This window comes from Streptomyces sp. NPDC005485, from assembly GCF_040606085.1.
Lineage (GTDB): Bacteria > Actinomycetota > Actinomycetes > Streptomycetales > Streptomycetaceae > Streptomyces.
This window is the reverse complement of the sequence record NZ_JBEXDZ010000233.1, coordinates 1-10847: the sequence shown is the minus strand read 5'-3', so window position 1 is coordinate 10847 and position 10847 is coordinate 1. Positions and strand designations below refer to the sequence as shown.

At 69.8% G+C, this 10847-nt stretch carries 8 protein-coding genes; 1 reads left to right on the top strand and 7 read right to left on the bottom strand.

Going from position 1 to position 10847, the window contains the following annotated elements; all coding sequences use genetic code 11:
* Positions 1–151: 151 nt before the first annotated feature.
* The 6 genes from ABZS97_RS41395 to ABZS97_RS41370 all read right to left on the bottom strand — a co-directional run bounded on the left by ABZS97_RS41395 (position 152) and on the right by ABZS97_RS41370 (position 8208).
* Positions 152–1168: a hypothetical protein gene (locus ABZS97_RS41395; RefSeq protein WP_356148026.1), complete on the bottom strand. Its 1017-nt coding sequence runs from the start codon at positions 1166–1168 to the stop codon at positions 152–154.
* 98 nt (positions 1169–1266) lie between these two features.
* Positions 1267–2322, bottom strand: coding sequence for an NlpC/P60 family protein (locus ABZS97_RS41390; RefSeq protein ID WP_356148024.1), 1056 nt, complete (start codon positions 2320–2322; stop codon positions 1267–1269).
* A gap of 37 nt (positions 2323–2359) precedes the next feature.
* Positions 2360–2842 carry a poly-gamma-glutamate biosynthesis protein PgsC/CapC gene (locus ABZS97_RS41385; protein WP_356148019.1) on the bottom strand — a complete coding sequence of 161 codons (483 nt, stop codon included), beginning with the start codon at positions 2840–2842 and terminating at the stop codon, positions 2360–2362.
* A complete protein-coding gene (gene pgsB / locus ABZS97_RS41380) occupies positions 2839–4452 on the bottom strand; it encodes a poly-gamma-glutamate synthase PgsB (protein ID WP_356148012.1) in 1614 nt (537 codons plus the stop codon). Before pgsB ends, ABZS97_RS41385 begins: the two co-directional genes overlap by 4 nt.
* Positions 4453–4458: 6 nt before the next feature.
* Complete coding sequence (locus ABZS97_RS41375) at positions 4459–6729, bottom strand: HAMP domain-containing protein (RefSeq protein ID WP_356148008.1); 2271 nt, start codon at positions 6727–6729, stop codon at positions 4459–4461.
* Between the two features lie 258 nt (positions 6730–6987).
* Entirely contained in the window at positions 6988–8208 is a 1221-nt protein-coding gene (locus ABZS97_RS41370) for a CapA family protein (protein WP_356148003.1), read from the bottom strand.
* 20 nt (positions 8209–8228) lie between these two features.
* On the opposite strand from ABZS97_RS41370, the gene ABZS97_RS41365 reads away from it, so the two are divergent.
* Positions 8229–9206 (top strand): hypothetical protein, encoded by a 978-nt coding sequence (locus tag ABZS97_RS41365; RefSeq protein WP_356148000.1) that lies wholly within the window; start codon positions 8229–8231, stop codon positions 9204–9206.
* A gap of 34 nt (positions 9207–9240) precedes the next feature.
* Here ABZS97_RS41365 and ABZS97_RS41360 read toward each other — a convergent pair whose 3' ends face one another.
* Positions 9241–10737 carry an amino acid permease gene (locus ABZS97_RS41360; protein WP_356147997.1) on the bottom strand — a complete coding sequence of 499 codons (1497 nt, stop codon included), beginning with the start codon at positions 10735–10737 and terminating at the stop codon, positions 9241–9243.
* Positions 10738–10847 lie beyond the last annotated feature (110 nt).

The following is a 10847-nucleotide window of genomic DNA, read 5'->3' as shown; positions in this document are numbered from 1 at the left end:
CCCGAACCCCCGCTCCTCAAACGCCGGAGGGGCTGAATAGCCCGTCCGGCGTTTGAGGACGAGCGCGGCAGCGCGATGCAGGGGGAAAGGGGGCGCAGCCCCCAGGACTACGGGATGGGTAGGGGCGGAGGGGGCGAGAAACACACTGGCCTCACACCGGGCGCCACGCCTCCAGGGCCAGGCCCGGCTCGGCCTTACGGCGGGTGAGGAGGAGTTCGCCGGTTGTGGGGGCGAGGGTGGCGGCGACGACGCGCCCCTCCTCGTCCTCGGCGAGGGACACGCGGGCGTCGGCAGGCAGCCCGGGCCCGGACTCGGTCCACCACGCCCCCGCCGACTCGTCCTGAGTCGGATACGCGGCGAACGCGACCCGCCCGCTGGCCGAGCGCTGAGCGAGCAACGTGCAGTCGTGACCGTCCAGTTCGCACCGAATGGCGGTGACGGGCCCGGGCCCGGCGCCGGCGAGCAGGGCGACGGGCTTGCCGCCGGGTCGCCAGGCGCAGAGGTCACCCGACTCGTCGGTGTAGAAGAGGGTCGTGGACTCCGCGGAGGTGGCGAGCGCACGCAGCGTGCCGGGCCGTACCGGCGTCTCCAGCGCCTCCTCCAGGACCGGCTGCGCGCCCGGCTCCTCCTGCTGCCAGTGCAGGATGCCGCCCGGCACGGCCGCGTAGAGCTCGACGCGGCCGGACTCCCCGGTCACCGCGGCGAGTTCCTCGGAGACGTCACGCCCCTTGAGGTCGCGCCAGGGATCCCAGCCGCCCTTCTCCTTCTGGGCGACCATGCTCACGCCGCCGCTCTTGTTGCGCACGAAGACGTGGGCGCGGCCCTCGGCGTCGACGGCGACGGCGGGGGTGCCCGTCCGGTCGCCCTTCTTGTCGGGGTGGCCGATCGGGGTCCAGTCGAGGGCGGCGAGCCGTGGCCGGAAGTGCGTGGAGTGGACGAGGCCGGACTCGCCGGTGACGGTGGGGCGCCAGGAGACCAGATGGGCATAGCCGTCGGCGCCCTGACCGACGGCCAGGACGGGGTGCAGGCGCTGGGCGCCGCCGATGGTGCGCGGCGGGTCCCAGGAGCCGCCGGGGCCGTGCTCCGCCCGGCAGAGCACGGCGGCCTCCGACAGCAGGTACACGCTGAGCCTGCCGTCGCGTCCGCGGAGGAGCCAGTCGCCGTTCACCGCTTCACTCTAAGTGGGGGCGGAGCCGTCGCGACGGCCAGCCCCCGCGCGGGCGACGGCCTCGCCCACGAAGAACTGGGGGCGAGGCCGGACACCGCTCAAAGGCGCTTGGCAGTGCGGAACAGCCCGGCGTAGAAGCCGTTGCCGTCGAGTCGCGAGACACCGCCCTGGTCGCCGATCGTGGGCCCGTTCTGCTCCTTGCGGCTGGAGACGAAGACCTTGTGGCCCTCGGTGTCCGGGCCCAGGTAGATCGCGGAGTGGTCCATGTGGTTGCTGGTGCGGTGGTCCATCTTGAAGAACAGCAGATCTCCGGGCTGGAGGACATCGATGTTCGTCGGCCGGACGTACCAGGGGCTGGGGCCCTGGAGCTTGATGATGTCGACACCGGTCTTGGAGCGGGCCATGGCGTCGGCCGTGCGCGCCAGCCCGTCGCCGGACTCGTTGCCGGACCGCAGGGGGTAGCGGGCACGGTAGCCGTAGACCAGACGCAGGTAGCCGGAGCAGTCCACGGAGCGCAGGCGGTCGGCGCTCGGCTGCTTCGTGGTGCCGTCCCGGAAGGTGTACGGGATGCCCAGGTAGTCGTAGAAGTCGGTCTGTTCGTACCGGTCCACGCCGTCGGACTTGAGGGGCCCGTAGAACGCGTGGCCCTCGTACTGGACCCCCTGGTCGTCCTTCTTGACCGGCGCGCCCGGCGTGTACTGGAAGGCGTACGCGAAGATGTCGTCCTCTTCGCTGCCGTTGTACTGCTTGAACCAGTCCTTGTACCACTGCTGCTTCTCGGCGCCCTTGGTCCAGGGCTCCGGCAGGAGGCGCACCCAGTCGTTGGTGACCACCTTGGTGCTGGTGTTGGACGGTTCGGTGAAGGTCCGGGTGGGGCCCTTGAGCGTGGCGGTGCGGGCTCCGTCCGTGTAGGTGGCGATGACCGCGCCCTTGCCGTCGCGCAGCACCGAGCGCGCCGGGTTGTTCAGCCGCTCCCAGGTCTCCTTGCCGGTCGCCTTGCCCGAACCCTGCTGGGCGTTGTCGGTGACCGACTGGGTGGCCGGGACCTTCGCCTGCTCGTCCTTGCGCAGTTCGTAGGTGAAGTAGGCGCTGCTCGCGAGCAGCGCCACGACCGTCGCGGCGTGGACGACGGGGCGGCCTTTGCGCTTCGCCATGATGAGGGCTCCAGGATTGCGTCGAGTACAGGCAAGTTCAGGCGGACGGCAGAGCGCCCAGGAGGATTCCGGCGGTCAGGACCACATAGGTGGCGAGGGTGACCGCTCCGGTGGACAGCAGCGTCGCGCCCTTGGGCTGACGCACCAGCTGATAGCCGATCAGGCCCGGGACGATGAAGCCGAGCGTCTGGTTGGCGTACAGCAGCGGGAACTCCATCTGCAGCACGATGATCACGGTGGCCTGGATGAGCACGCCGCTGAGCACCACGGTCGCGAACAGCCGCTTCCCGTAGAGGATCACGAAACGCTGCAGCAGCAGTGTGGTGACGTAGGTCAGCACGGTCACCCCGAGCACCAGTGCGGCCCGCTGCAGGTCCTCGATCAGGGTGAGCGCCAGCCAGCCCGGCGTGATCATGCCGCCCGGCGACAGGTTGGTCGTCAGGTAGCACATCAGCGAGAACATCAGACCCAGGCCGATGCCGATCGCGGCGATCTCGGGGGTGAGGACGGAGGGGATCAACGCTGTTCTCCTGGGCTGTGCCACTGCTGGCTGTCGTCGTCGGAAGGCTGGGGAGGTATGCGGGGTTCGAACAGCCCGCGGGGGTGGTCCTGTCCGGCCGGGGGGCCGGTGTCCGGGCGCGCCTGCGGCGCGACGGGGGCAGGCTGCTCGCCGTAGTACGGCTGCGGCTGCGGCTGCGGCCACGGGTCGTTCGGGTACGGCTGCCCGTGCCCCGCCTGGCTCGCCCGGTCCTGGTGTGCGGCATCGCGCTGTACGGGGATCTGCGGGACGTACGGCTGCTGGGTGTAGCGCGACTCGTACGCCTGCGGGTAGCCCTGGTACGGGTCGATGCGGGGCGCGTACAGCTGCACGGTCTCGACGTGCTCGACCACGGTGGGCGCCGCCCCCGCACGGTCGGTCGACGCCTCGGCCACGGGTTCCTCGGCGCTGTCGTCCGGCGGGAGTTCGGCGAGGTGCTCCAGCAGGATCTCGCCCTGGCCGTGGATGTTGCCGATCGCGACCAGCGAGGAGTCCGGGCCGAGCTGCTGCAGCAGCAGGGCCATGAACTCCTCCGGGTCACGCTTGTCGCCGCCGAGGTCGACGGCGCGCGAGCGGAACTCCGCGGGGATGGCGTCGATGGCGGACTTGGCCGGGTGGCCGATGACGAAGACGTGCTCGGGGTCGAGCTCGGGGATGATCTCGCCCATCTGCCCGTTGCGCTCGACGCGGTCGGGGCGGCAGTTGATGACCACGTTGAGCGGGCGGTGGACGGCGCCGAGGTCGAGCAGCTGGTTGATGTTCATCAGCGTCGACTCGGGGTCGTTGGCCGCGAAGACGTTGGCGAAGCGCAGCTTCTTCCCCTCGGGCGTCAGATAGCGCTCGACGGAGAGGACACCGGGGTCCGGCGGAGCCTCGTACATGCCCGTCAAGGCCGTCTCACGGTCGACGCCGAGCAGTTCGGCGACGGTCAGCGCGATGGCCACGTTCTCCTTGAAGGTGAACCAGCTGAAACCGCGCAGCTCCTCGTCGCTGACCGTCTCCGGGTCGGCGTAGATCAGCTGGCAGTTCCGGGAGTCCGCCTCCTCCTGGAGGATGTCGAAACGATCCTTCTCGGCAGTGACGCAGATGCCGTCCTCCGGCATCGAGCGGCACAGCGAGCGTGCCACGTCGTCCAGGGTGGGGCCCATCTCGGCGAGGTGGTCCTCACGGACGTTGCACAGCACGCCGATCGTGGAGCGGATCAGCTTGGACTGGTTGATCTCCTGGAGGGCCGGCATGACGGCCATGCACTCGATGACGAGCGCGTCCGGCTGGTACGCGGCGGCCCGCCGCACGATGCCGATCTGCTCGACCACGTTGGCGATGCCGAACTTGCGGTAGACCGGCTCCTCGGTGGCGTCCGGGTGGATGAACCGGGCCGCGGTGCCGGTCGTCTTGGCGACGGTGACCAGGTCACCGCCGCGCAGGGCGCCCGCGCACAGCCGGGTGATGGAGGACTTGCCTCGGATCCCGTTGACCAGGACCCGGGTGGGTATGTGGTCCAGGTTGGTGAAGTGCCGGCGCTGCTCCACGATGCCCGCTATGAGCAGGATCGCGCAGCAGACCAGCAGCACGGTGTAGAGGAAGAGCACGGGTGATCAGTTCCTTGTGTACTGCTGCGGCGCGGACTGCTGCGGCGCGGGCTGCCGGGGCGGGGTGCGGCGGGGCTGCTGCCTGCGTTGGTCCTGCAGCTGCTGCCGGATGAGTTCCAGGGAGCGGGTGACGGCACCGACCTCGTCGTGGTGCTGCGGGAAGAGCACGGTCTTGCGGTCTCCCCCGGCGAGCGCCTCGGCTCCGTCGGCCAGCGCACGCAGGGGCCGGGCCACCACGATGTGCAGCCAGCCCAGACAGGCGACGGCCGCGGTGGCGCCGAGCAGCCCGGCGAGGATGGTGCGGTTCTGGGACTCGTAGCCGGGGATGGCGAGCCGGCTGGCGGGCTGCCAGCTGACCACGCTCCAGCCGAGCTTCTGGGCGGAGCCGCTGCCGGCGAACGGCGCGGCGGCGGCGATCCGCACCCCGTGCGCGTGGTAGAGCACGCCGTTGGGCCGTGCCTTCTTGCCGAGCCGCTGGGCGCTGGCCGAGACGAGGTCCTTCAGGTTGTCGTCGGGCAGCGACTGGAAGGCGAGGAAGCCCGTGTTGCCGGCGATGATCTTGCTGTGGTCGTCCACGAGCCGGACCACGCCCATGCCCGGCCGGTTCAGCAGGGCGTTGAGGAACTCGACGCGGAACTCGCCCACCAGATAACTGCCCTTGCGGCCCGGGATCGCCGCGTCGCCCACGACGACGGGCTCCTTGCCGCCATGGCCCAGCAGCCGGAGCGCGGTGCCGGAAGCCCGCTTGGACTTGATCACCCGGGGGCCCTTGCCCTTCCGGGCCAGGACCTCACCGGAGGAGTCGACGATGTAGAGCGAACGGTAGCGCTGGTTCTCGTTGATGGTGCGTTCCAGCACCTCGCCCATGGCCTCGGGGGTCCGGTTGCCGACCAGCGAGGCGACCGACTGGAGGTCGGCGTCACCCTCGTTGAGCGCGCGACGCACCCGGTCGCTGAGCGTCTGGGTGCGCTCGCGCTGGTCGCTGACGAGCTGCTGGGGTACGACGGCCGTGCTGTCCGCGCGGTTGAGCAGCAGCATCAGCGGTGCGCACCAGGCCAGCAGCAGGGTCGCGCTCACCACCAGCAGGGCCCGGGTGCCCACCCTGCGCAGTCCGCGCGGACGCGGCGCCGGGCCTGAGGCTTCGTCGGACTCGCTGACCAGCTGCCGGCGCAGCTGCTCCAGGGTGTTGCCGATGCGGTGCGCCTCGCCGTAGCCCGGGACGGTGACGGGCCGGGTCAGGTCGCCCCGGGTGAGCCGGCGGGACTCCAGGAACAGCCGGATGAGCGGGCGTTGCACGGTGCCCAGCAGCACCGCGACGGCCAGTGCGCCGACGATGAGCAGGGCGCCGGCCGCCAGCAGACCGAAGACCGAGGAATGGGTGCGGGTGGGGTCCTCGGGCACCTTGACCATGGCGACCACGGAGAGGCCGAGCCCGGAAGCGGTGCTGACCTCGCCGGGCTGGGGTGAGGTCAGCGTGGCGTATCCGGCGACGGACCGGTCGCTGAGGAGCTTTCCGCCGAGCAGGCTGCCACTGACGCCCTGGTAGCCCCCGATGCCGGGCTCCTTGCTGCTGCGCGGATCCTGCTGCGCCTTGCGGGCCGTGGTCTGGGCGAAGTCCTTGAGCTGCTTGCGGGAGTCCTTGATGTCCTTGCGGTCGATGCTGTTGCGCGCCTGCTCGGGTTCGGGGATGCCGTCGCTGCTGAGGATCGCGCCGTCGCGGTCGACTACGGCGATGGAACGGAAATCGCCGAGGCTGATACCGGGGAACTTCAGGTTGCTGGAGGTCACCAGCAGCAGCTGCGGCTCGCCCGGCCAGGTCAGTAGACCGAAGGACAGCAGACGCACCTCGCCGTTCTTCAGCCGGACCATGCGCGGGGCCAGTCCGTCCGCGCCGCCGAGTGCGGAGGTGTCCACGGAGGTCAGCGGGACGGTCTCACCGCGGGCCGCGACCAGCTTGTTGCTGCGGATCTCGACGACGGCGGTGCCCACCCACTTCTGGTAGGTGTTGCCGAGCTTGTCGAGGACGGCGTCGCTGGAGACCGGCTGCCCGGCACTGAACAACGTGGCGGACCGGGTGACGTCGGTGACGGACTCGTCGATGGAGGCACGCAGCGCGATGGCGCCGTCCTCCGCGAAGTGCTGTTGGGACGTCAGCACCGCCTTTGACACTCCGGCGTTGTCGACGCGGCCCAGCACGAGTGCTGTGACGCCGGCAAGCGTCAGGAGGAGCACCGACAGGACCGCGATCGGCGGGCGGATGCCTCCGATCAGCGACATGTCGGCACGACGGCGGGCTCGATGGTGCCGCGCCGGAGGCGGTGACGCCACAGGAGGGTCCTCTCAGGGGTGCGGGACGGCCAGTTCCGCACAGGAAATCGGGAACGTTGTTCGATTACGGATGCATTGCGGGCGCGCCCGTCTCCCGGGCACACCCGCAGCAGTCAGACTGGTAGGAGGCCCTCAGAGTTGCGCAGGTTGCTTTGTGATGTACGCAACATTCGCGTTTAGGCGGTCAGGATCGGGCATGCATGCACATTAATCGGGCAGCGAGGTCAGTGCCTTCAGACCGTCCTTGGCCGCGCCACGGTTGAGCAGGGTGCCCTCCGTGCGTTCGAACGCGAGCCGCAGCCGGGCCCGCTGGGCGTCCGTGAGGTCCTGGTCGTCCCGGAGCGCGGTCGCCACGTCCAGCAGGCGGTAGTCCCGCACGTCGTCGTCCTTGTAGGTGGCCTCGCCGCCGTCCCGCTCGTTCTCGGCGTCCGGCGGGATCATCAGCAGCGTCGGCTCGTAGCGGGGCCGGACCTCCCAGTTGCCCTTGCCGTGCTCGGTGAACGTGAACCAGGTGATCACGCCCTCCTCGGTCAGCCCCGTCGGCACCTCGTGCCGGGCGATCTGGTTGCCGAGGCCATAGGTCACCCAGGTTCCGTCGACCTTCTCCATCGGCTCCACGACGTGCGCGTGGTGGCCGATGACCAGATTGATGCCCGTGTGACGGGCGATCTGCCGGGCGAAGGAGAGCTGCGTGGACGAGGGCTCCGGGTGGTGCTCGCGACCCCAGTGCAGGGAGAGGATCACCACTTCGGCACCTGCCTTGCGGGCCCGCTGCTCAGCGGCCTTGATCTGGCGCAGATCCTGCTGGTTGGCGAGCCAGGGCTTGTCCTTCGGCAGCTTGTGGGGCTCGTTGAAGCCGTACGCGAACGATATCTGGGCGACCTTGACACCCTTGACGTCCATGATCAGCGGGGTGAGCGACTCCTTCTTCGTCCGGAAGGAACCCGTGTGCTTCAGGCCGGCGGCGTCCAGCCCGTCCAGGGTGCGCTTCACGCCCTCGTACCCGTGGTCGAGCGTGTGATTGGAGGCGGTGGAGCAGGTGTCGTAGCCGACGCTCTTGATCGTCTTCGCGACCTGCGGGGGCACCTGGAAGTCCGGGAAGCCCTCGAACGGGCCCTTCGGCGCACCCATCACCGGCTCGAAGTGACAGATCGCCAGGTCCGCCTTGCTGATCACCGGCTTGATACCGGCCATCATCGGCCCGAAGTCCAGCCCGTCCACGCCCTTGCCGGTGCGCTTGGCGTCCTTGCGCGCCTGGTCCACCAGCTCGGGATGCATCAGGATGTCCCCGGCTGCCGCGACGGTGAAGGAGCGCCCGCCGCTCCGGTCGTCCCCGCCGCCCGAGACGAGGCCGCAGCCGGACAGGGCGGCGACGAGGGAGAGCGGGGTCAGCAGGCTCAGCAGGGTGCGGCTACGGCGTCTGTTCACCGGGATATCTTGATACAACCATGAGAGCCATCCGCCCACGGATCATAACGATCACGACAATACTCCTGGTCGTCGCCGGTCTCGCCGGTGCACTCACCGCCCTCCTCCACACCGACCAAGGCAAGGCCACGGACGGTGCGGGCCGGCATGCCTTCAAGGGCGCCGGGGAGATCGACCTGGCGCGCGAAGTGACGGATTACACAAGCCGGTTCAGCGCGGACCACGGCTACCGACAACCCAGCCGCGCCAACCGCGAGGGAATCGCCGCGGCGGTCGGCCTGTTGCTCGACGGGCACCGCAAGGAAGCGGAGCAGCAGCTTTCGCAACGCGACTTCACCGTGCGTACCGTCGTCGACCGCTCCTCCGGAGCCCACTACGCCGAGGTGGCCGACCGCACCGACGCCGCCGTGGCTCCGCGCGGCTGGGGCCGGTTCTACATCGACCTGGACCACCGCCCCCGCTGGTCCGTGCAGGTCCCGCATCCGATCTTCGACCGGGGTACCGAGCTGCTGGGCGTGCAGGTGATGCGTGGCGCCCCCGGTGGCGTTCTGGTGATCGCGGGAGCACACCGCAAAGCCGGAGTCGGGAACTCCGCGGACGTGGCGCACCGCGAGGACACCGTCTTCAGTGCCGTCTGCGCCGAGCTGGCCCGGCGGGGGATGCCCGGGATCCAGCTGCACGGCTTCGCCGCCTCCTCCGCCCCCGGCTACGACATGGTCGCCTCCACCGGGGCCGGACCGACGGGTCGGCAGGACGGCCGCACGCTGGCCGACGCCTTCCGCGCACGCGGCTTCAACGTGTGCCGGGCCTGGGCCAGGAGCTGCCCCTTGGAGGGCCGGGAGAACGTGCAGAGCCGCGACGCCGACGACGACCACGTGCCGTTCCTGCACATCGAGTTCTCCCCCGCGGTGCGCGCAGGCGGGCGGCCGGCCGAGGAGGCGACCGCCGCGGTGGGCAGGATCACACGCAGGTGGGCGAGCACTCCGGTGACGAACTGAGGCCCCCACGAACCCCGGTGCCCTCGCCCGGCGGCTACAGCACCTCACCCACCGACGTCTCGTCGCGCCGCCCGAGACGGCTGTGCGAGATCCCGTACAGGAAGTAGACGAAGAAGCCGATCACCATCCAGATCCCGAAGCGCAGCCAGGTCTCGGCGGGCAGGTTGAGCATCAGCCACAGCGAGGCGAGGACCGACAGGATCGGGACCAGGGGCACCAGCGGGGTGCGGAAGGAGCGGTGCAGGTCGGGGCGGGACCTGCGGAGGATGATCACGCCGAGCGCGACGACCACGAAGGCGAAGAGCGTGCCGATGTTGACCAGTTCGGCAAGCTCGCTCAGGGGCGTGAAGCCCGCGAGGATCGCGATGATCACGCCGAGCAGGATCGTCGGCCGGTGCGGGGTCTTGAACCTCGGGTGGACGTGGGAGAAGAAGCGGGGCAGCAGGCCGTCGCGGCTCATCGCGAAGAAGACGCGGGTCTGGCCGAGCAACAGGATCATGCACACGGTCGTGAGGCCGACGGCGGCGCCGAAGCTGATGAACCCCGCGAACCACGGGTGCCCGGTGGCCTTGAAGGCGTCGGCGAGCGGCGCGGTGACGGACAGCTTCGTGTAGTGCTGCATCCCGGTCACGACGATGGACACCGCGACGTAGAGGGTGGTGCAGATGAGCAGGGAGCCGAGGATGCCGCGCGGCATGTCGCGCTGCGGGTTCCTGGTCTCCTCGGCGGCCGTGGCGACGACGTCGAAGCCGATGAAGGCGAAGAAGACGACGGAGGCGGCGGTGAAGATGCCCATCACGCCGAAGTTGGATGGGGCCCAGCCGAACATCAGCTGGATGAGCGGGGACTGGAGGTCTCCGCCCGCCTCCACGGTCTGCGCCTTGGGGATGAACGGGTGGTAGTTGTCGCCCTTGATGAAGAAGGCGCCCGCGACGATCACGACGAGGACGACCGTCACCTTGATGGCGACGACGATCGAGGTGACGCGCGCCGAGAGCTTGGTGCCGAGCACGAGAATGCCGGTGAGCACGAGGACCAGGGCGGCGGCGAGGATGTCGAAGCCGAAGCCGTGGGCTCCGTCCCGGCCCGCGAGCCTCGCCGGCAGATGCCAGCCGGCGTTGTCCAGCAGTGAGGCGATGTAGCCGGACCAGCCGACGGCGACCACCGCCGTGCCGAGCGCGAACTCCAGGACCAGGTCCCAGCCGATGGTCCAGGCGGGCAGTTCGCCGAGGGAGGCGTACGAGAAGGTGTACGCGGAGCCCGCCACCGGCACCGTGGAGGCGAACTCGGCGTAGCAGAGTGCGGCGAGCCCGCAGCTGACCCCGGCCACCACGAAGGCCAGGGCGACGGCGGGACCGGCGTTGTTCCTGGCCACCGTGCCGGTGAGGACGAAGATGCCGGTGCCGATGATCACGCCGACGCCGAAGACGGTGAGGTCCAGGGCCGAGAGCGACTTCTTGAGTGCGTGCTCCGGCTCCTCAGTGTCCAAGATCGACTGTTCGACCTTCTTCGTTCTGAAGAGGGTGCTCACGGATGTACCTCCCACACTCGTCGTCCTCGACATGATCGAGGGGGTTCGTGCTCCGTATGCCCCGGCACGGGTGGATTCACGCAGATGGGCCGGTTCCGCCACCCGAACAG